This is a genomic window from Brachyspira pilosicoli (genome assembly GCF_008016535.1).
In the GTDB taxonomy this organism is placed as follows: Bacteria; Spirochaetota; Brachyspiria; order Brachyspirales; family Brachyspiraceae; genus Brachyspira; species Brachyspira pilosicoli_A.
This window is the reverse complement of record NZ_SAXY01000035.1, coordinates 41,539-61,478: the sequence shown is the minus strand read 5'-3', so window position 1 is coordinate 61,478 and position 19,940 is coordinate 41,539. Positions and strand designations below refer to the sequence as shown.

The following is a 19,940-nucleotide window of genomic DNA, read 5'->3' as shown; positions in this document are numbered from 1 at the left end:
TTAAGAAACAAAATTATCAATTTCTTTTAAAATATTTTCTCTTAAGATGTTTCTTTTTATTTTTATTTCTTTTAAAATATCCAATGCAAGAGAAGCATCTTTGAGAGATTTTCTTATCTGCCAAAAACCGCTGTCCCAAAGAGATATTTTGAATTTATCAACATTAACTTTTTCTACATTACTATAAAAATACTTATAAAGCTCTTTTGAAATATTAATTAAATCTTTAGCTTCTTTTGTGAAAGAAATATTTTTTAAATAATCACATACAAACCTACTTTCCCCATCATAACTAAAAAAGCTATTATTACAATAAACTTCTTTATAATCAAAAGGATAAAATTGATTAATTATTTTGTAATATTTATTATTATAAAAAACATTATCCATAGCAGATGTTTGATTAGAAGTAGAAAACAAACTCCACACTATAGAGTCATTTTTAAAATTATCAGAAAAACTTTTTTTTGGAATGATAAACTGCTCACTTCCATTAAGCCAATTAACTTTTATACTCCTTCTAACAGCATGTATAATCATAGCTTTTTCAAAATTTTCTTTTGTGATAGAAAGAGAACCTGCAGAAGCCTGAGGAGCAGAAAATATTGCTGTGAGATTTTGTTTTTGTAAATCACTTCCGCAGCTCATAAGAGAGCCTATAAAACCATCGCATATTTTGTTTCTTATATCTTTTCCATTTTTTTTTACAACTATAGCAGATGATAAAGGTACAAATGATGATGTTGTTCTTATTCTTTTTATCCATTTATTTAATAACTCTTCTCTTGAAACCACACTATAATTTTTTTTAATAGTCAAATTTCCATTATCATCAAGTATATCTAATACTATATTTTCTTTTTTTATATTAAACAATTTTGAAACTTTCCATATAATAAAACTCACAGGAAAAGGAGTTGTTTTTGAAGTGTTGTCAAAATTAGAAGAAGAAAATATAAAACCATTCATAAACTTATAATTACAAACATTGTTTCTAAACTTTTCATTGTTGTTTGATTTTATATAATTTGTCTTAGAAAATATTGCTAAATAAACTTCTCTCTCTAAAAACTCTCTGTATATTCTAAACATAAACTGTGCATAAAGCTCTCTTGAAGATTCTCCTAATTTCTCAGAGTGCATAATATCTCTTATTTTGCTAATGCTAACATTTTTTTTGCTTTTTGAATTTGTACCTGCAACTTGACTTGTAGCATATGGAGGATTTATAAATATTAGCCATTTTAAGTTTTTATTATTTAAATCTTTTATTAATTTCTTTGGAAGCTTTTGATAATTAAAAATATTTTCAGAAACAATTATATCATCATTCAAATAATCATATTGAAACAAACAAGCTCCTCTAAACTTTTCCTTACAATAATCAATATCTTTTTCATCTATTGTAGACATATACAAATATTTATATAACTCTTTATCTAAATAACATTCTAAATTACCTATACCGCATGCCATATCCCATATTCTGTAATTACCGCTTTTTAATTCATCTATAGAAATAACATCATTAATATACTCTAAAGATTTTTTGGCAAATATCAAAGGCGTATAAAACTCACCTAAATATCTTTTTTTGGAATTATATTCATTCATATTATAATATCTGTGTAAATTGTGTTTCTTTAGATTTTTTATTATCTATCTCAATTATCTCTTTTTCATCATTATCATAAGAAACCGTTATAGACAAAGTTTTACTATCTTCTTTAGAGAAATACCCCATTATGTTTGCAGATTTTAATACTGCTTCTTTTATATTCTCAACTTCACCATAAAGCTCTAAATAACCAAAAGGTCCTTTATTATAATTTGGTCTAAATGTAATGGCGTTTTTTCTCTCTCTCTTTTCTAATGCATCATTTTCATTTTCATTTCTGCCGAGTATGAGTTTTGCATTATTATCAATTCTTATATGCCTTCCTATAGCCAAATACTGCATAAGCTCCATATTAACAATATCTCTTCCATTATGAGAAACCAACTCCTCGTATCTTCTTCCATAACTTTTATCAACTATAGAACAGCAGCCGCCAGAAGGAATAGGATAATCATCTATACCAAACTCTTTGGCAAGCTCCATCTGAACCTGCCTGCTTCGTCCATATATATCATAAAGATTTTCTCTGTTTATAAGCCCCTCACTTTCCGCTATTGTGATTGGAAGGAGTTTTGCAGATAATGGTCTTAAAAGTTTTCCATCAAGTCCGCTTTCTCTTATGGAATTAATTAGGTCTTGAGATTTTTGACTCATAGGTCTTTGACCTTTAACCTCTCCAGTAGCAATAAAATCAAATCCCTCTTCTTCCATTATTTTTTTAGCAGTTTTAAGCATAAGTATATGGCAGTCCAAACAAGGGTTAATAGAACTTCCATAACCATATTTTGGATTTAAAAACATATCGATATATTTATCTTTCAAAGAAACAAATCTTATTGGAATATTAAGAAAATCAGCAGCCTTTTTAGCAGGGTCATCATAATATATATTCATAAGCTCATTTTTAATTACAGGATATTCAAGCCCAGTAACAAATCTTATAGCAATAACATCGATATTTTCTCTTTTTAATATAGCCCCCACAAGCATACTGTCAAGCCCGCCGGAAAGAAGTAAAATAGCCTTAGCTTTTTTCATTTATACTTACCTTTATTTTAATAATTTTTTTGAGTATATATTTATTTTATAATTTATTCAATAATAATTTGTTTTGTTTAATATATATTAAAAATCTGTAAAAAGTTATATTTTTTAATTTCAAATATTTGCAGAGCTTTGCCCCGTACTCCATTTCTTTTACGACCGAAGGAAATGCTCTTGTGGCGTGACACAAAGAAGCAAAAAGACTGCATTTTTATAAAATATATCTAAAAATATATGGTATTATTTTATATATTTCCTATATATAAAAGTTAAATATTTGCACTTTTTGGTTCTTTTGACGAAGTCCGCACCGCGAGCTGCGGGAAAAAGAACAATAAAATTTTTATTTTTTATATTTGTAGTGGCTTTGCCCCCAAGTTCTTTTATTGGTATAAAAGAATCAAAAGAACTGCATTTTTATGAAGTATGGCTAAAGATATATAGTTTTATTGTACATTTTATATATACTATAAAGCTAAAGTATTTGCACTTTCATGAAGCGTACCCGAAGGGCTAAAACTTTGACGAAGTCCGCACAGCGAAGGCGGGAAAAAGTTGAATAAAAAATTCTGTAAAAAATATTTTTTTAAATTTTTTATTTGCGGGGACTAGCCCCACCCCCCCCCAGTTCTTTTGTTGGCACAAAGAACCAAAAAGACTGCATTCTTTATAAATTAAAGCTTTATAATATACTATATTATAAATATAATATAGTATATTTAATAAAAATTAAAAATTTTCAGTATATATAATTTTAAAATATTTTGACAATTTGGCTTTATTCAAGTATATTATTTTTAGTAATTTTTTAGGATAATTGTATGCATAAAATTAACGGTGTTCTATATAAACAAAATTGTTCATTAAAAAAATATAATACTTTTAGAGTAAATGCTAAAGCACTTCATTTTTATATGCCTGAAACTATTAATGGTTTTATAGATTTAATTAAATATTTAAATGATGCTGATAAAAGATATATTATTTTAGGCGGCGGGAGCAATGTGCTTTTTTTGGATAAAGTAATAGAAGTTCCTATAATACACACTGTTTTTTTTACAAGAATAGAGCAGACTAGCAATAATATTTTAGCTTATTCTGGGGCTAAAGTTATGGATGTTGTAAAGTATGCTTATAGAAATAGTTTTACAGGTTTAGAGTTTTTGTATGGTCTTCCAGGAAGTATTGGAGGGGCTGCTTATATGAATGCTCGATGTTATGAACATTCTATATCGGAGTTTGTAGATAGTGTCGGCATTATAGATGACAATATTGAATATATGCATATAAAGGCAGATGAATGTAATTATGGTTATAAAAAAAGCATATTCCAAGATAAGAAATATATTATAATAGATGTAAGGCTAAAATTAAATAAAGGCTTAAAAAAAATAATTAAAAAAGATATGAATAAATATATAAGAGACAGAAAAAACAAAAATCAATATAAATATCCATCTGCAGGAAGCACTTTTTTGAATGATTATGAAACTAATATGATAGCGGGTAAAGTAATAGATTCACTTAATATGAGGAACACTAGGGTAGGGGGGGCTATCGTTTCACCTTATCATGCTAATTTTATTGTTAATTATAATAATGCTACGGGAAGAGATATTTTTGAATTAATGAAAAAGGTAAGAGAAGAAGTTTACACTAAAACAGGTATAAAGTTAAATGCTGAAGTACGTATTATAGGAAATGATGAAAATGAAGTTTTTTGATAAAAATTTTAATAGTTATAATGAAAAGCATTTGTATTATATAGATAGTGCTATAGAAAAAGCTAAGGCACTTTATGATAGCTGTATATGCTGTGGACATTTATGTAAAACAGACAGAAATAATAATAAAATAGGAAGATGTAAGATTTTTGAAGATACTAGTCATATAAAAGTAGCTTCTCATACTTTGCATTTTGGTGAAGAGCCTATGCTTGTTGGGAACACTGGAAGCGGAACAGTATTTTTTTCTAATTGCAATTTATCTTGTGTGTTTTGTCAGAATTATCAAATAAGCTCCGAAGGCATTGGGGAAGTTATAGATTTAGATAAACTATCCTCTTATTTTTTAGATTTAGAGAGAGAGGGTGCTAACAATATTAATCTTGTAAGTGCTACGCATGTAATTTACCCTGTATTAAAGGCTTTAAAAATTGCATTGCTTAATGGATTAAACTTGCCTATAGTTTATAATACAAATGGTTATGATACTAATGAATTATTAGATTGCTTAAATGCTATAGTTGATATTTATTTGCCAGATTTAAAATATTTTAATAATGATAATGCTATAAAATATTCTAGAGCTGAGAATTATTTTGATGTTGTAATTAATGCTATAACTATAATGAAAAATCAGGTAGGGGATTTGATTTTAGATGAAAATGATATTGCCAAAAGCGGCATAATAATAAGGCATTTAGTTTTGCCAAACAATGAATCTGATTCTTATGATATATTAATAGAATTAAAAGAGAGGGGTTTTTTAAATAGTTATATTTCTTTAATGTCTCAGTATAGCCCTGAGTTTACGGCAAAAGATTATGATAATATTAACAGAAAACTATATGTTAAAGAATATAATGAAGTATTAAACTTTGCATTAGATTTAGGTTTTGAAAATATACTAGGTCAAGAGATTGAAAGCAGCGAGAATTATTTACCAGATTTTAGAAAAGATAAGCCATTTGAATAAAAACAAATAAATAAAAAATGGAGCGGGCGAACGGAATCGAACCGTCATCTTTAGATTGGAAGTCTAAGGTAATAACCATTATACGACGCCCGCGATTAAAGTTTATTTATTATAACATACAGCTAAAAAAAAGCAAGTCTTTTATATTATTTTGATAATATTTTATTGATAATTTTACCAATTCATTATAATATGGTTTTACTGTTTAAGAATAATTTTAAATAACTGGGGTGAATATGAAAAAGGTAATATTAGTTCTATCATTTATTTTAACTACAGTAGTTGCTTGTTCTAGTACACCTAAGGCGACTACTCCAGAAAACACATCTGGTTTTAATACTCAATTAAATCTTCCAGATGGTGTTAGGGTGAGAGAAACTCCTAGAGGAAAGGTATTAGAGCTTTATGATCCTAAAGCTAAAAGTGATGTAGGTAAGCAGATAGGAATTTATGAAGTAAAATTCCAATTCGATAAAGCTGTAGAAATAGGAGAGTATAAACAAGCTTATAATTTGGTTTATACTATATTAAACAATAATTCTGAAATAAGAATTATGGTAGAAGGTAATTCTAGTAAAGAAGGTAAAGCTCCTTACAACTACAATTTGTCTGTAAGAAGATCTGATACTAGTTATAATTATTTAATAAAATTAGGCACTAAAAATAACAGACTTCTTAAAAATGCTTTTGGTGAGGGTCTTCCAGAATATCCTACTTTAGAAGCTAATAGAAGAACTGAATTTATAGTAATAATGAATGAAGCAGATTTAAAAAAGTATAATGACTTTGCAAAAACTGTCGATATTAATAAAGAAAATTAACATCTAAGGTTTTGGTAAAGATTATGAAAAAATTATTATTTATTTTTGCTTTATTTATTTTTATAATATCTTGCGGTACTACTCCAGAAATGGCGCCTGTTGAAAATGCAGAACCTGTTGCTTTAGCTGTAGAAGAAGAGCCGCAGCCTGTTGCTAATACTAATGAACTTTATTTGCCTCAGGGTACTTCTATAAGAGAGACTCAAAGAGGAAGAGTGCTTGAAACTAATCCAAAAATAATATTTGGATTTGCTAAGACTGCTATGCCTGCAAATGCTAATGCTGTTTTTGCTAAGATAATAGAGTTTTTAGATAAAAACCCTAATGTTAGATTGGTAATAGAAGGACATACTAGCAATAAAGGAATAGCTTATCCTTATAATTATAATTTATCTGTTAATAGGGTAAGAATTGCTAGGAATTATTTGGTTAATAATGGGGTTAATGCTGATAGATTAATTGAAAAACCGCTCGGCGAAGCATTACCAGAGTCTAATATTCAAGCTAATCTTAGAAGATATGAATTTGTAATTATTGAAAATCAAGCAGATTTGGATAAATATAATAGTTTTGTATCTACTCTTAATGTGAGAAAGGAAACTGTATATACTGGAAATTAATTGATTTTTATGTATATTAATAGAAATTTAACCTCCTTCTTTCTGTAACAAGAAATGAGGAGGTTTTTTAAATTAAAGGTATTATGTTGTATGAAACAATTTGTTATTTTATTTTTATTAATTATTTCTTTTAATTTAATTGCACAAGACACAAATCAAACTTCATCGTCACCTACTAATGAAGCTGCTTCATCAGGCTATGTTGTAAACGAGGAATTAATCAACACTTTCAAATATGGCACTACTTCTCAGAAAATATCTGCTATTTCAAGAATAAAAAAGACTAAAAATGAAAATGATATATCTGCCATGGTGGAATATTATCCTAATGAAAAAAATAACAAAATAAAAATAGAGATAATAAACTTTTTTAAACAAAATGTTAATGATAAAGGAAAGACTATAATAGATTATGCTATAGTAGATGAAGATGATAGTGTAAGAAAAGAGGCTTATTATTTATGTTCTATTTATCCTGATATAAAATATGAGGCAAATATTATGTCTTCTATTAGTAATGAATCTGGACTTATATTAGACAGTATGATAAATGCTTTAGGAGCTATTAAATCTACTTTAGCATCAGATTATTTGGCAGAAAAATATACTAATGATGTTATTGGCTCAAGTACAAAGATAGAGATATTAAGATATTTTTCTGAAACTAAAGATAGTAAGGGTGAAGTTATTTGTAGAAATGTTGCACAAAATACAGGGGAGCCTGCTTTAGTTAGATATATGGGAATAGTTGCTTTGGGTGCTTATCCTAGTGCTGAAAATTATGAGATATTACAAAAAATCTTAAAAGAGGATTTGCCTGAAGTTACTGCGAGAGTTATTTATATACTTCCAGAGTATAGTGCTTATGGGGACATTAAAACAGATATTGTTGAGGCTTGTAAAAATGATAGTGAATCAGTGAGAATATATGCTATTAAAGCTTTAAATGATTATAAGACAGAGGCAGAGATTCAGGAACTATTACTTTATAGGCTTCAAAATGATAATTCTGAAAATATTACTCTTGAGGTATTAAATCTTTATAATGATTCTATGCCTACAGGAGAGATGTTTGATGCCATTAAAAAATTAGCAGACTCTTCTGCAAACAAGAAAATTAAAGACAAAGCAAAATCGATAGTAGAAGGTTCTAATAATACAACAACAAAGGCAACTACAGCTACTGCTTACTAACGGTTATGATTTTAAAAGAGATTGTTAAAGAGTTAGAGATTATTTTATCGGATATTGCATTTTCTGGTATAGATAATATTGACAGTTCATTTGTAGGAAAAATAGAGCTTCTTGAAAAAAAAGCTATGGAAAATAAAATAACTAATCTTAGTAATTTATTAGATGATTTTGTAAGCTCAATTAAAGATTATAAATTAGAAGATTCAAGAGAGAATTTACAAAGAGTTTTTATAAATGTTTCAAAATTAGATTTTTACATAAAGAAAGCATCATATTAAAAACTATTTAAATTTTATTATTCTGGGGCTTTGCCCCAGCCCCCACTTCTTTTGGTGACCCAAAGAAGCAAAAGGACTGCATTTTTTAAGCTCAAATATAAATATTGCTTAATATATTAGATATATATTGTATTATATTAATTATTATTTCTTAATAGTTTTGTTTCCTATACTAGCTTTTTCTTCGTTTTGTTTATTATCTTCTTTTGCTGTCATCATAACAGAATTATTAACAACAGCATCAGCACCATTTCCATCATCTTCTGAAGGTCTTACTATTTGAGCTTTATCTGCTAATGATGATTTGAATATTTTAGTAGCTTCATCTTCGCTTTGATTTTCCATAATTGCAGTAGTTGCTGCAGATTCTGAAGCCATTAAATCGCCGCTAGAGTGTACTATCATAACATCTTCAGGTCTAACAGTTATAAGTCCGTTAGCTGTTCTAACCGCCAAAGCAACTCCAGTGTCATTTTCCATAACCATCTCAACAGGTCCTAAGAATCTGTTTCCAGCCTCGTCCATTACTTCCACACTTTTACCAAGCATAGAATAACCGCTTTGACTAGAATAAAATGTTTTCATAGATTCTAAGTTTTTATTAACTTCAGTCATTTGCTCTACAGAAGAAAACTGTGCAAGCTGTGCTATCATATCTCTATTATCCATAGGAGACAATGGGTCTTGATGGCTCATTTGTACTGTTAATAGTTTTAAAAAGTCATCTTTACCTAAAGAGTTTTTAGCAGGGTCTCTTTCAAAATTATGCTGCAAGTTAAAAGCTCCAACTTCTTGCTTTAATATTCTTATCTCCTTATCACTCATTCTTAATGCTTCTGCTGATATCATAATTTTTTATCTCCTAAGTTATTTTTTTTATTTAATTATTTTTTATATTAATAAGTTTAATTTTCTCTCTGGAACTATATTATAATTTTGTACGCTTACAACCTCTTCTTCTACGTTGTCTGCTCCAAAACCATTTAAATTATTATTATTGCCTCCAAACTCAAACTCTCCATTTTCATTAGGCATATCCTGCCTAAGCATTACATCAAAACCTTCTATATTTATTCCAATCTCATTCAAAGAACTAATGACTGTGTCTAAGTTTTTTGTAAATATGTCTTTTATCTCAGCATTATCTACAAATATTTTGCCCACTAAATTGTTATCAGCATCCATACTTATTTTTAATCTCACTTTACCCAAATATTCAGGATTAAGCGACATTAAAACTTCACTCTTACCATTATTAACAGCAACCTGTGCCTTCTCTACCAACTTTGACATCAAATCCTGAAATCTAATCATATTCTCAGCAAGGTTACTACTGTTTTGTGTTTTAGATACATTGTTATAATGATTATATCCTTTTAAATTAGAAGAAGAATCTTTCATGTTAATAATTGTAAGTTCGCTTCCTTTTTCATCTGATATAGTGTTATTTAAATTGTTATTAGCATTTTCTTTAGCTTCTTGTAATCTCATCTCTCTTTTATCAGCAGCATTATCATCATTACTTATAAGAGTTTCTGCAGAATCGTTAACTATTTCATTATTATTATTTTCTTCTATTTTTGCATCTCTTATGTCTTTTACATCTGCTTTTTCTATATTATTATTTTTAGCCGTTTCTTCTATGTTATCGTCTTTAACTTCTACCAACTCAAATATGTCTGATAATTTTTCAACATTGTTATCATTATTTTGATTAGATACAGCAATCTCTTCCAAACTTTCTAAAACTATTATTAAATCAGTAATTTCTTTTTTATCTTTTTCATCCAATTCTTCTAAATTAATGTTCTTTAGCTCTTCTTTTACATCTTCAATGTATTTAAGCAATGTAGATAATTTCTCTTCATTAACTTTATTATCTATATTAATATTTTTATCTATTTGTGCCTTTTTATCAGCCTTATAATTTTCTATTATGAGTCCTGCTTTATCAATTAATTTTTTTGCTTTTTCTTTAGAGGACATTATATCTTTTTTTATTTCATTATTATCTGCATTTTCAGTGCTTTCTATATTTTTATTTTCTTTGTTATCGTTTTCTGATGTTTCTACTTTTTTCTCATTTACAGTTTCTTCTAACTCACTATTTTTAACTTCATCTGTATTATTTTCAATGCTTTCTCTCTTTATGTTTTCAGTGCTATCAGCATTTTGAGAGTTTTCATCTGTTATATTATTTTTGTATAAACTATCTTGATAATTTTCTTCTTTTTCTATAGATTTGTTTGTAGCACTTTGAGAATAAATGTCCTCGCTATTTTGTGCTTCATCTAACATTTTAGCAAAACTATTATTATCATCATATAGATTATAAATTGTATTATTATTAGCAGATATATTGCTGTCATTAAAAGATAATACATTGCTAACTGATTTTATCATAAACATAACCTCTTAAAAAATAAAAATCATATCACTTTTATGTTCGGAAATATAGAAATTTGCTTTATAAAAAAATGCTATGCAAAAATTAATTAAAATATAATTTTAACAATAATAAATTATTGAAATATATGTGCTGTTTGAGAAATGATATTTGTACCTGTTTCAAATACTAAGAAAGGAAATTTACCCATAATGCCAGCTACAATATTTGAAGGAGGCATTGTTGATAATCTATTATATTCACTTACATGTGTATTATATGTTTCTATTGCTTTTTTCTCTTCTTGTATAATTGGTCTTATTATTCTTAAAGCTTCTATATAAAATTGATTTGTCCTTAAAACAGGATAATTTCTTGCTGTATAATCTATTTTATTGATATTTTCTTGTATTCTCGCTTGAACATATTGAAACTCTTGAAAAGTTAGAGGTTTTTCTATTAATTTATCATCTATCTCTATTTTGTTTAGTCTTATTATATAATTACTTAATGAACTTACTGTGTATGTATCTAATCTTGGTATTTTTGATATGGCATTATAATATTGTATAGAAGCTTCTCTTTTTTTTGAATAAATATTTAATATATTATTTAAATGTTCTCTTGATAACTTTTCTTCGGTTAGAATAGATTTTTTTATTGAAGTAGTAGTTACTATCATAAATATACTAATAGCTATAACATTAACTATAATAAATATAATAGCCACAATAGAACCCTTCATTACTTTTCCTTAAATATTTTTTGTTCAAATAATAAAACAATTATATATAAATAAAAGTAAATTGTCAAAAATAATATATATTGTACTATCTCTTTGAAGTTGATTTTATAACTTCTATATCACTTGAAATGTCTATAACATTATTATTATATATTGCATCTAATATCGTTTTTAATTTTTCTTTTATTGCTATAATAGAGTCCATTATATTATTTTTTAATTTTGTATTATCTTGTTCTATTTTTGATTTTTCTAAATCTATATATGTATTTATTATTTTTACTATTGTAGGTATATTATATTCAAGAAGTTTTTCTAATTCTTTTATTGCTATTTTATTACTAGCTGTATCTTTTGCAGATATGTCTATTATATTTTTGTAAAGTTCATTTAATTCTTTAATATTTTCTTTTATTTTATTATCTTTAATTTTTATTGATGTAATGTTTATAAGTTTACTATATTTTGAAGATTGTTTTATAATTTTAGAGTCTTTTTTATTATTAGAAGAATTATTAGTTAACTCTATTTTATTATATTTTTCATCAAACTCCTCTTCTGTCATAAATGTGAACTTTAATAAATCTATTACACAAAGAATAGTAGGTATAAAAGTCCAGAAGAATAAAACATGCAGTATTCCCCTTTTTGTTTGTCCAAGATAAAATTTTTGTATACCAATTCCGCCAAGCATTATAGATAATGCAGAATATATTATAGCATATGCTCTTTTTTTCATTTTTACTATTCTACCATATTTTATAATTTTTTAAGAGAATGATTTATATTTATTTATATTAAATTTCGTTACTCTCTTATAACCAGTTATAATTCTAAAAACTGCATAAAAAAATCCTAATCCATAAAACATATGTGTTATAAAAAACATAAAAGGATATATAAACACTCCTAGTAATTTATTTATAATTCCTTTATCTCTTATAGATTTTATTATTCCTGCTAAAATTGTAATTGCTGAATATAAAATAAATGGAATAAAATATATAGCTATATAATTAATTTTAGTATATAGATAAATAGTTAATACTATTGGCAATAATATAATATAAATGCTAAAAAAAGCAGGCAATGTAAATATTAAGTTTTTTTTACTAAAGTTTTTATAAAGCTGTTCAAACCTTCCTCTTCCGTAGTTAAGAAGCATTTTTATATATGATTTTAAATTTCCCCTAGGAGGTCTTCTTACTATTATTTCAGGGTCATACATTAGTTTATATCCTAAAGAAAGTATTTTATCAATTAATGCATTTTCTTCGTTTGGGTATAAACTCTCATCAAAAAGCCCCGCTTCAAATATCACATCTCTTCTTATAAATAAATTACAAAGTATTACATCTCTATCTGTTCCTTCTCTATATGTGGAAGAGTTTTTACTATATCTATTTGCAATTGGACCCACAGCATAATAAGAACGCATACAAGAATCAATATATCTCTCTTTTGCATTCGAAATAATATGAATAGCAGGTCCTCCAACTATTGCTACTTTTTCATTGCTTTCAAATATTTCTACAGCTCTTTTTATATTAAGCGGGTCCACAAGAGAATCATTATCTATAAAATATATAATATCTCCTGATGCTTTTTTTAAGCATTCATTTCTTTGTACGGTAGGGTGAGTACCTTCAGCTTGAAATATTTCTATATTATTTTTATTATAATCAGATAGATAAATTCCAACTAATGTACTTTCTATATTTTCACCTATTCTATGAGGAATAATAATAGTTACTTTTAATGACACTTATATTTACATCCCAATATTTCTAAAATAAGCAGTTCTTAAATTAGCAGCCATCTCTTCAGGACTAGTAGGGTTACAAGGAGCCCAAGCGCCTGTTTCTGATGAAGCATTGAATTTTTGTTTTTCTTTGCTTCTCATAGGAGGGAAGAACTCTATATGATAACGCCAAATATCATTGTAATTAAATCCATCATTTACAGGAGCACTATACATACACATCATATAAGGAAACTTCATATCAAATAATGTGTCTAATGTAGTAGTAGCTTTTTTCAAAGTATCAGCCAATGATAGAGATTCTTTTTCATTAAAATCATTTATTGATATAGCATTTCTTTTAGGCATAATCATAATACCATAAGGATATTCGGAAGCAAAAGGAAGAAAACATACAAAATCATCATTTTCAAATATGATTCTTCTTCCGTCTTCAATTTCTTGTTCTAGCATATCAGCAAATAGATTTTTATTTTTTATATTATAATAGCTTGAAGCCATATCTATTTTTCTTTTAATTCTTAAAGGTATCCAACTATATCCGTATATTTGACCATGAGGATGAGGCATAGTAACACCTACTACCTCGCCTTTATTTTCAAAAGGCATAATATATTTTATTTTTTTATTTTCAGCTATTTTTACCATTCTCTCTTGCCATAATTTAACAAGTTTTAATATATGTTCAACAGAGAGTTCTGGAAGAGTAGTGTTATGGTCAGAAGAATATAATATTACTTCGCATTTTCCTATAGAAGGTGCTGTTCTAAATAGTTTACCATTGTCAACATCATCTGGATAAGGCGGCTCAAAAGATAGTGCAGGAAAGTCATTATCATAACAGAGAACATCATAACTATCTGGTACTTTACCGCTTCCGGGACAAAAAGGACAATAGTCTTTAGGCATTTGCGGACGTGCCTGCCTATGACTTGCTATCATAACATAATCGCCAAGCAAAGGATTATAACGTAATTCTGCCATAATGAATATACTCCTAAAATCTTTATTGCTTATTAATTATATATCTATTTTTTATAATAAGCAAATATTTTGTAATTTATTTTTTATAATCATTATGATATAATGACGGCTATAAAAATTGAGGTTTTTTAATTATGAGAATTATAATAATATCTATTTTGTTATTTTTACAAATGTTTTTTGTTGTTTATGCTGATACTACAGTAGATTTTAGGCTATTTACAAGTTCTTATGCGTATAACGGAGAAAATACATATTGGAAAGAAACTAGAACAACTTTAACTTATTTTGAAAATTTTACAGAGGGTGCTTTTGATATAAAGTTTAATGATTTTATTACTTTAAGTGTAGGGGCATCTGTATTTTTTCCATTTACATTTGAATTTCCGCAAGGTATAAGAGTTTTTCCTATAGTTACAACTCAATTATCTAATGAATATATAGCATTAAGAATAGGCACAATGAAAGGCGGGCATAATTTACCAGCACCTATAAGAGACCCTTTAATGGATATGACACCTGTAGTACGTTCTACTCCTGATAATACTTTGATAGCTAAAGGACCAGAAGAGTATAAATATAATGAACCTTTCACACATGGCTATTATGAATATGGAGCATCTTTTGAGTGGTTTAAAGGCGGAAGAGGGGAAATATATATGAATTGGCAGATACAGCATAATGCTAAACATAGAGAGAGGTTTGATGTAGGGCTTACTTATGCTTTAGATTTTCTCCATAATATAGCAACTCCTTATTTTGGTGTTCATTATTGGCATAATGGAGGACATGAATATCCATTTGTAGAGGGCAGTCCTGCTATAACAGAAAATTATGTTGGTGCTATTGGTATTAATAGTGAATATTTATCAATACTTTATATGGCCTCTTATAATTTGGTTGATAGAGATAATATAAAAGGACAGTTTGGTCATGCTTTATTTTTAAGAGGTAATATAGATGTTATGACATGGTTTAAAATAGAGCCTATAATATTTGTTTCTGGATGGTATATTAATAAAAATCATAAATTCATAAGTGTAGAAGGAGACCCGTTCTATAGAGTGCCGTTTTATTTTGGTTTGAACCTTACTAAAGATTTTGTATTTGATAATGGTATAGTATTGAGTTTGGGTTTTGTTAATGGATTATTTTTAACAGAAGAAAATAAAGTAGGTATAAGGTATGACCAAACATTAAAATTTGATTTTACATATTTAGTTCCTATAAAACAATAAATATTTTATGTTTAGCATTTAACCATTGTTTATGCTACATATTTATAATAATTTTTTATAGAAGAGCATTGACAGCATAATTGTTATCAATGCTCTTATTTATTTTTAAGTTTATTAGTATTTTTTACTATCTTTTTTTATAATTCATATTATACTATTTTATATATATTATTTATTGAGATTAAATTAACTGTGTTTTAATTAAAGTTTTATGTTATGCTAAAATTAAAAGATATTACAAAACCACCGCCACTACCATCCATTGAACAGATTGAATATTATTTAGCAAAGTGGTATAAATTAGAAAGTTATAATTATCAGGAAAAAGCTTTAAATAAATTATTTTTTGAATTATGCCCTGATAATAAAAGTATAGAAAATATATTACTAAAAACAGTTGCTTTAAATGATTTTTATAGTACAAATATATATAGTATTTTTGAAGTTGCTAAACATATAGAAAGTTTGAATCATATAGAAAATAAAAGTTCTATAGATGAAAGATTAAATATTGGAGATATAACTTTAGTAGATGATATAAAAAAAGTAAAAATAAAAGATAAAGAAAAAAATTTTTATTCATTTGCTTCTAAATATTGTTCTCATCATAAACCTGCATATTATCCAATATATGATAAATATGTTGATGCTGTACTTATATATTTTAGAGATAAAGATAAGTTTTACAACTTTCAAAATAAAGATTTAAAAGAATACTGTAAGTTAAAAAATATACTTTTTGAGTTTATTAAATTTTATAAATTAAATGATTATTGTCTTAAGCAAATAGATAAATATATATGGCAATTAGGAAAAAAACATTTTAAATAAAATTAATTTTTATATTATATTAAAAAAATTATTATTAGATTAATATAAAAAAGCAGCTATTAAAATATAATAACTGCTATTAATTTATAGTTTTTTAGTTACAGTCAATATCCACATAATCACCCAATTTAAAATGCTTACTAAAATCAGCATATTTATCTAAAGTTTTTCTTTTTATAAATTTTCCATGTCCTTTACTGCCTACAAACTTATTATTTTTGCAGACAATTTGTCCTCTTGATATAACTGTATCAATAGAGCATAAAAGCTCAATTCCTTCATAAGCGGTATAATCACAAGCCCCATGCATATTTGATTTTGTTATAACAGATTTTTTGTTAGGGTCTATTATAGTGATATCAGCATCGGCATTCGGAATAATTGCTCCTTTCTCTGGATAAAGCCCATATATTAAAGCAGGATTATAACATAAAGTTTCAACGAATTTATTTATGCTAATTCTTCCTTTCATAACGCCTTCAGAGAATATTAAAGGATATCTCTCTTCAACTCCCCCCGCACCATTAGGGCATTTAGTGAAATTATCTTTTCCTTTTATTTTATCTGTTTCATAGTTAAAAGGACAATGGTCTGTGGCTATTACTTGAATATGTCCGTCTGCAATAGCTTTCCATAATCTGTTGCAGTCTTCCTGTTTTCTTAATGGAGGAGACATTACAAATTTAAGTCCGTCTTCTCTGTCATATTCTTTATCAGTTAAAACTAAATATTGAGGACAAGTTTCTGAAAAAATATTTTTGTGTCCCAAAGCCCTAGCATTAACTATCTCATCAACACTTTTTGCTGCAGAAGTATGAACTATATATACAGGAGCATTTCCCGCTATAACAGATAAATGTATAATCCTATTAACTGCCTCTGCTTCTGCTTCAGAAGGTCTGCTTATAGGGTGATAATGCGCAGAAGTTTTTCCCTCTTCAACAAATTTCTTTTTTAAATATTCTACTACATAATGATTCTCAGCATGAAAAGCAGAAACTCCATTAAGCTCTTTCATTTTTTTAAGTACACGCACAACATTATCATCTTCTATTTTGTAATTGTAAGTTAAATATAATTTTGTACTTTGCAAACCTTCCTCTTTTGCTAATACTTCAAGCCCATTAAGAACATCTTCATCGACATGCTGTAAAACTCCGTGAAAACTATAATCAATAACAGCCTTTTTGTCAGCAAGAGTATGATAATATTTTAATTGATGAAACACATCACAGTCTTTAGGTCCAAAGCCCATATGATCAACTATAGTAGTAGTGCCTCCGCAAGCAGCAGCAACTGTTCCAGTGTAGAAATCATCAACAGCTCTTCCAATTCCTACATCTATATCCATATGCGTATGAACATCAATTCCTCCGGGCATTACATATTTGCCTGAAGCATCAATTATTTCTGCCCCGTCGCATTTTAAATCAGCACCTATTTTAGATATTTTTTCATCTTCTATTAATATATCAGCCTTATAAGTTTCTGAAGCATTAACTATAGTACCATTTTTTATAATAATTTTCATAGCACTTCCCTATAATAAAATAACAATTTAATTATAATAAAAATTTTATTAATATCAATTTATAAATTAATATATTATAGAAATTAAAGAATTATGATGCACGGGAGCCAAACATATTGCAGTTAGGAATTCCTTAATTTATAAAAGTATAGCATAGGTGTATCATAATTTAAAGCAGAATGTATTCGTTTATAATTCCAAAAATGATTATATTTTTGTATGTTTTTATTTGCTTTCTTTAAGGTTAATTCTTTAGTACAAAAATCATAAAATTCTTTTTGGTCTTGTCCTTGTGTACTCTCTACTACGCCATTATACCAAGGTGATGCAATTGGACTATAAACCCTTTTAATATAGTTTTTCTTACAAAATATATCTAATGGGTGTTCAGTATTAAATGAATGTTTACGGTAAGTAAATTCTGTACCATTATCGCTTTGAATACAATGTATTCTAAAAGGAAAATAATCTATAAGCCGTTTCATAAAATCAATGGTACTGTATGGACTTTTTTCATCGTATAAATATCTAAAGCTCATTCTTGTAGCTACATCTACAGCAGTAAACTGATAATAGCGTATTTCACCAAAAAAGCATATTTGACATCTATTTGTACCTTTTCCCCTGCCTCCTTGATATAAATCGCATGTTTTCCTTTATGCTTTCTATTAATTTTTTTCTTTTTGCTCCTATACAAATTATTTTCTTTTAGGACAGTTTCTATAGCTGTTGTTCCTACTTTAATGTCTTCTAACTCTAATTGTTTTTTTATTTTTAATTTACCATAACCATATAATTTTCTTATTTCAATTATTCTTTTAATAATCTTTTTATTTTTCAATTTATTTTTATTAGTTTTAGGTGCAGTAGATTTAGGTTTTATAATAGAATAAGTTTCTAATTGTGTTTTCCAATAATAATATGTTCTAATACTAATCTTATATTTTAAAGCTAATACTTCTTTATTCTTAACTTTATTGATTTTTAGAACTATCTTTTTTCTTTGATTTGAAGTATATTCTTTCATAGGTATTCCTTTTGTTTTATTTTAATTAATTAAATTATAAGGAATACCTGCTTTTTTTAAACTAAAAAAACGTGCAATATCTATGGCTCCTAAACAATTAAAGAATTATGATTATATTGACTGTGAATATTTTGTAATATATAATCAAATTGTATATATGGGGGTATATATGAAAAAAGTATTTATTATATTATTCTTGTTTAATATTCTTTTATATTCCAAAACTTTAGATGAATCGTTATTTTCCGCTGTAGAAAATAATAATATAAAAAAAGTTAAATCATATTTAGAGCAAGGTGCAAACTGTAATGCATTAGATTCTTATAATAGAACGGCTTTAATAAATGCTTCTGTAAGCGGATATGATGATATAGCAAAACTGCTCATAGAAGAAGGTACTGATGTCAATATTCAAGATAAAGCAGGTGCTACAGCATTAATGTATACTGCTAGAAATACAAATTATGAAATGGTTGAATTTTTATTAAAAAATGGTGCTGATGTAAACTTTTATAAAGGAGGAAGTACTGCTTTAATATCAGCATGTGAGTATAGTCATGAAAGAAATATAGATGTAATAAAATATTTAGTTTCAAAAAATGCCAATATAAATGCCCAAGATAATGAAGGAGACACAGCTTTAAATAAAACTCTTGATACTTTAGATGAAGGCAGTATTGATATACTAGACTTTGAAATAGCTAATTTTTTAATAGAGCAAGGTGCTGATGTAAACATAAAGAATAAACGAGAATATACTCCTTTGATATATCTTGGCATGGGTGAAGGTAATTTTAATAATAAAAGTTTTCAGGAATATCGTATAAAATTAGCTGAAGTTTTATTAGAAAAAGGGGCAGATATTAATGCAAAAGATTATAATGGATACACTTCTTTAATTTGGGCTTGTTCATCATATGGCTCAAGGTTTGCTGAACCATATGTTAAATTTCTAGTAGAAAAAGGAGCCGATATAAATATAGAAAATGATTATGGAGATACTGCTTTAGATATAGCAGAACATCTTAAACTTAGAAAAATTGTAAGTATTTTAAAAAAAGCTCAAAGAACTCAAAGAAAATAGAAAGTAAGTTATTATAATTAAACTTTTAATTTTATAGTTAATTTATTGTAAGAAAGTTATATTAATATTTTTTAATAATT

General features: G+C 27.0%; 17 protein-coding genes, 1 tRNA gene and 2 pseudogenes. 9 read left to right on the top strand and 11 right to left on the bottom strand.

What is annotated here, in order from left to right; translation table 11 throughout:
- Both EPJ72_RS05690 and EPJ72_RS05685 read right to left on the bottom strand, forming a co-directional pair.
- Positions 1 to 1,614, bottom strand: coding sequence for a hypothetical protein (locus tag EPJ72_RS05690; protein WP_147731244.1), 1,614 nt, complete (start codon positions 1,612 to 1,614; stop codon positions 1 to 3).
- A 1-nt stretch (position 1,615) separates the two neighbouring features.
- The gene (locus EPJ72_RS05685; RefSeq protein ID WP_147731243.1) at positions 1,616 to 2,656 is read right to left on the bottom strand and encodes a thiamine biosynthesis protein; all 1,041 of its coding nucleotides are present in this window, start codon (positions 2,654 to 2,656) and stop codon (positions 1,616 to 1,618) included.
- Positions 2,657 to 3,483: 827 nt separating this feature from the next.
- Here EPJ72_RS05685 and murB point away from each other — a divergent pair.
- Both murB and EPJ72_RS05675 read left to right on the top strand, forming a co-directional pair.
- Entirely contained in the window at positions 3,484 to 4,386 is a 903-nt protein-coding gene (gene murB / locus EPJ72_RS05680; RefSeq protein WP_147731242.1) for a UDP-N-acetylmuramate dehydrogenase, read from the top strand.
- Positions 4,373 to 5,359, top strand: coding sequence for a radical SAM protein (locus EPJ72_RS05675; RefSeq protein WP_147731241.1), 987 nt, complete (start codon positions 4,373 to 4,375; stop codon positions 5,357 to 5,359). The genes murB and EPJ72_RS05675 overlap by 14 nt, the downstream gene beginning before the upstream one ends.
- Before the next feature lie 18 nt (positions 5,360 to 5,377).
- On the opposite strand, the gene EPJ72_RS05670 is transcribed toward EPJ72_RS05675, so the two are convergent.
- Positions 5,378 to 5,452: transfer RNA gene (locus EPJ72_RS05670), tRNA-Gly, on the bottom strand.
- Between the two features lie 143 nt (positions 5,453 to 5,595).
- Between EPJ72_RS05670 and EPJ72_RS05665 the strand changes: the two genes are divergently transcribed.
- The 4 genes from EPJ72_RS05665 to EPJ72_RS05650 all read left to right on the top strand — a co-directional run bounded on the left by EPJ72_RS05665 (position 5,596) and on the right by EPJ72_RS05650 (position 8,272).
- Positions 5,596 to 6,180 (top strand): OmpA family protein, encoded by a 585-nt coding sequence (locus EPJ72_RS05665; protein WP_147731240.1) that lies wholly within the window; start codon positions 5,596 to 5,598, stop codon positions 6,178 to 6,180.
- Positions 6,181 to 6,203: 23 nt separating this feature from the next.
- Complete coding sequence (locus tag EPJ72_RS05660; RefSeq protein ID WP_147731239.1) at positions 6,204 to 6,800, top strand: OmpA family protein; 597 nt, start codon at positions 6,204 to 6,206, stop codon at positions 6,798 to 6,800.
- A 90-nt stretch (positions 6,801 to 6,890) separates the two neighbouring features.
- Positions 6,891 to 7,994 (top strand): HEAT repeat domain-containing protein, encoded by a 1,104-nt coding sequence (locus EPJ72_RS05655; protein ID WP_147731238.1) that lies wholly within the window; start codon positions 6,891 to 6,893, stop codon positions 7,992 to 7,994.
- A gap of 5 nt (positions 7,995 to 7,999) precedes the next feature.
- On the top strand, positions 8,000 to 8,272 hold the full coding sequence (locus EPJ72_RS05650; protein ID WP_147731237.1) for a hypothetical protein: 273 nt from the start codon (positions 8,000 to 8,002) through the stop codon (positions 8,270 to 8,272).
- Positions 8,273 to 8,416: 144 nt separating this feature from the next.
- Here the strand turns inward: EPJ72_RS05650 and EPJ72_RS05645 are convergent, their stop codons facing one another.
- From EPJ72_RS05645 to galT, 6 genes are all read right to left on the bottom strand, one after another.
- Positions 8,417 to 9,121, bottom strand: coding sequence for a flagellar hook assembly protein FlgD (locus EPJ72_RS05645; protein WP_147731236.1), 705 nt, complete (start codon positions 9,119 to 9,121; stop codon positions 8,417 to 8,419).
- Between the two features lie 42 nt (positions 9,122 to 9,163).
- Complete coding sequence (locus tag EPJ72_RS05640; protein WP_147731235.1) at positions 9,164 to 10,675, bottom strand: flagellar hook-length control protein FliK; 1,512 nt, start codon at positions 10,673 to 10,675, stop codon at positions 9,164 to 9,166.
- Between the two features lie 119 nt (positions 10,676 to 10,794).
- Complete coding sequence (locus EPJ72_RS05635) at positions 10,795 to 11,403, bottom strand: LemA family protein (RefSeq protein ID WP_147731234.1); 609 nt, start codon at positions 11,401 to 11,403, stop codon at positions 10,795 to 10,797.
- Between the two features lie 85 nt (positions 11,404 to 11,488).
- Entirely contained in the window at positions 11,489 to 12,142 is a 654-nt protein-coding gene (locus tag EPJ72_RS05630; protein ID WP_147731233.1) for a TM2 domain-containing protein, read from the bottom strand.
- 30 nt (positions 12,143 to 12,172) lie between these two features.
- The gene (locus EPJ72_RS05625) at positions 12,173 to 13,168 is read right to left on the bottom strand and encodes a glycosyltransferase (protein ID WP_147731232.1); all 996 of its coding nucleotides are present in this window, start codon (positions 13,166 to 13,168) and stop codon (positions 12,173 to 12,175) included.
- A gap of 6 nt (positions 13,169 to 13,174) precedes the next feature.
- Positions 13,175 to 14,149, bottom strand: coding sequence for a galactose-1-phosphate uridylyltransferase (galT, locus tag EPJ72_RS05620; RefSeq protein ID WP_147731231.1), 975 nt, complete (start codon positions 14,147 to 14,149; stop codon positions 13,175 to 13,177).
- A gap of 134 nt (positions 14,150 to 14,283) precedes the next feature.
- On the opposite strand from galT, the gene EPJ72_RS05615 reads away from it, so the two are divergent.
- Complete coding sequence (locus EPJ72_RS05615; protein WP_147731230.1) at positions 14,284 to 15,387, top strand: hypothetical protein; 1,104 nt, start codon at positions 14,284 to 14,286, stop codon at positions 15,385 to 15,387.
- Between the two features lie 216 nt (positions 15,388 to 15,603).
- A complete protein-coding gene (locus tag EPJ72_RS05610; RefSeq protein ID WP_147731229.1) occupies positions 15,604 to 16,218 on the top strand; it encodes a hypothetical protein in 615 nt (204 codons plus the stop codon).
- 94 nt (positions 16,219 to 16,312) lie between these two features.
- On the opposite strand, the gene hydA is transcribed toward EPJ72_RS05610, so the two are convergent.
- Both hydA and EPJ72_RS13745 read right to left on the bottom strand, forming a co-directional pair.
- A complete protein-coding gene (gene hydA / locus EPJ72_RS05605; protein ID WP_147731228.1) occupies positions 16,313 to 17,749 on the bottom strand; it encodes a dihydropyrimidinase in 1,437 nt (478 codons plus the stop codon).
- 122 nt (positions 17,750 to 17,871) lie between these two features.
- A pseudogene (locus EPJ72_RS13745) lies at positions 17,872 to 18,776 on the bottom strand (integrase core domain-containing protein).
- A gap of 238 nt (positions 18,777 to 19,014) precedes the next feature.
- On the opposite strand from EPJ72_RS13745, the pseudogene EPJ72_RS05595 reads away from it, so the two are divergent.
- Positions 19,015 to 19,860: pseudogene (locus tag EPJ72_RS05595) on the top strand (ankyrin repeat domain-containing protein); the annotation flags it as partial.
- Positions 19,861 to 19,940 lie beyond the last annotated feature (80 nt).

What these genes read in the sequence shown, in the direction of transcription:
- EPJ72_RS05690 (WP_147731244.1), bottom strand. Translation starts at nt 1,614, where the DNA reads ATGAATGAATATAATTCCAAAAAAAGATATTTAGGTGAGTTTTATACG.
- EPJ72_RS05685 (WP_147731243.1), bottom strand. Translation starts at nt 2,656, where the DNA reads ATGAAAAAAGCTAAGGCTATTTTACTTCTTTCCGGCGGGCTTGACAGT.
- murB (WP_147731242.1), top strand. Translation starts at nt 3,484, where the DNA reads ATGCATAAAATTAACGGTGTTCTATATAAACAAAATTGTTCATTAAAA.
- EPJ72_RS05675 (WP_147731241.1), top strand. Translation starts at nt 4,373, where the DNA reads ATGAAGTTTTTTGATAAAAATTTTAATAGTTATAATGAAAAGCATTTG.
- EPJ72_RS05665 (WP_147731240.1), top strand. Translation starts at nt 5,596, where the DNA reads ATGAAAAAGGTAATATTAGTTCTATCATTTATTTTAACTACAGTAGTT.
- EPJ72_RS05660 (WP_147731239.1), top strand. Translation starts at nt 6,204, where the DNA reads ATGAAAAAATTATTATTTATTTTTGCTTTATTTATTTTTATAATATCT.
- EPJ72_RS05655 (WP_147731238.1), top strand. Translation starts at nt 6,891, where the DNA reads ATGAAACAATTTGTTATTTTATTTTTATTAATTATTTCTTTTAATTTA.
- EPJ72_RS05650 (WP_147731237.1), top strand. Translation starts at nt 8,000, where the DNA reads ATGATTTTAAAAGAGATTGTTAAAGAGTTAGAGATTATTTTATCGGAT.
- EPJ72_RS05645 (WP_147731236.1), bottom strand. Translation starts at nt 9,121, where the DNA reads ATGATATCAGCAGAAGCATTAAGAATGAGTGATAAGGAGATAAGAATA.
- EPJ72_RS05640 (WP_147731235.1), bottom strand. Translation starts at nt 10,675, where the DNA reads ATGATAAAATCAGTTAGCAATGTATTATCTTTTAATGACAGCAATATA.
- EPJ72_RS05635 (WP_147731234.1), bottom strand. Translation starts at nt 11,403, where the DNA reads ATGAAGGGTTCTATTGTGGCTATTATATTTATTATAGTTAATGTTATA.
- EPJ72_RS05630 (WP_147731233.1), bottom strand. Translation starts at nt 12,142, where the DNA reads ATGAAAAAAAGAGCATATGCTATAATATATTCTGCATTATCTATAATG.
- galT (WP_147731231.1), bottom strand. Translation starts at nt 14,149, where the DNA reads ATGGCAGAATTACGTTATAATCCTTTGCTTGGCGATTATGTTATGATA.
- EPJ72_RS05615 (WP_147731230.1), top strand. Translation starts at nt 14,284, where the DNA reads ATGAGAATTATAATAATATCTATTTTGTTATTTTTACAAATGTTTTTT.
- EPJ72_RS05610 (WP_147731229.1), top strand. Translation starts at nt 15,604, where the DNA reads ATGCTAAAATTAAAAGATATTACAAAACCACCGCCACTACCATCCATT.
- hydA (WP_147731228.1), bottom strand. Translation starts at nt 17,749, where the DNA reads ATGAAAATTATTATAAAAAATGGTACTATAGTTAATGCTTCAGAAACT.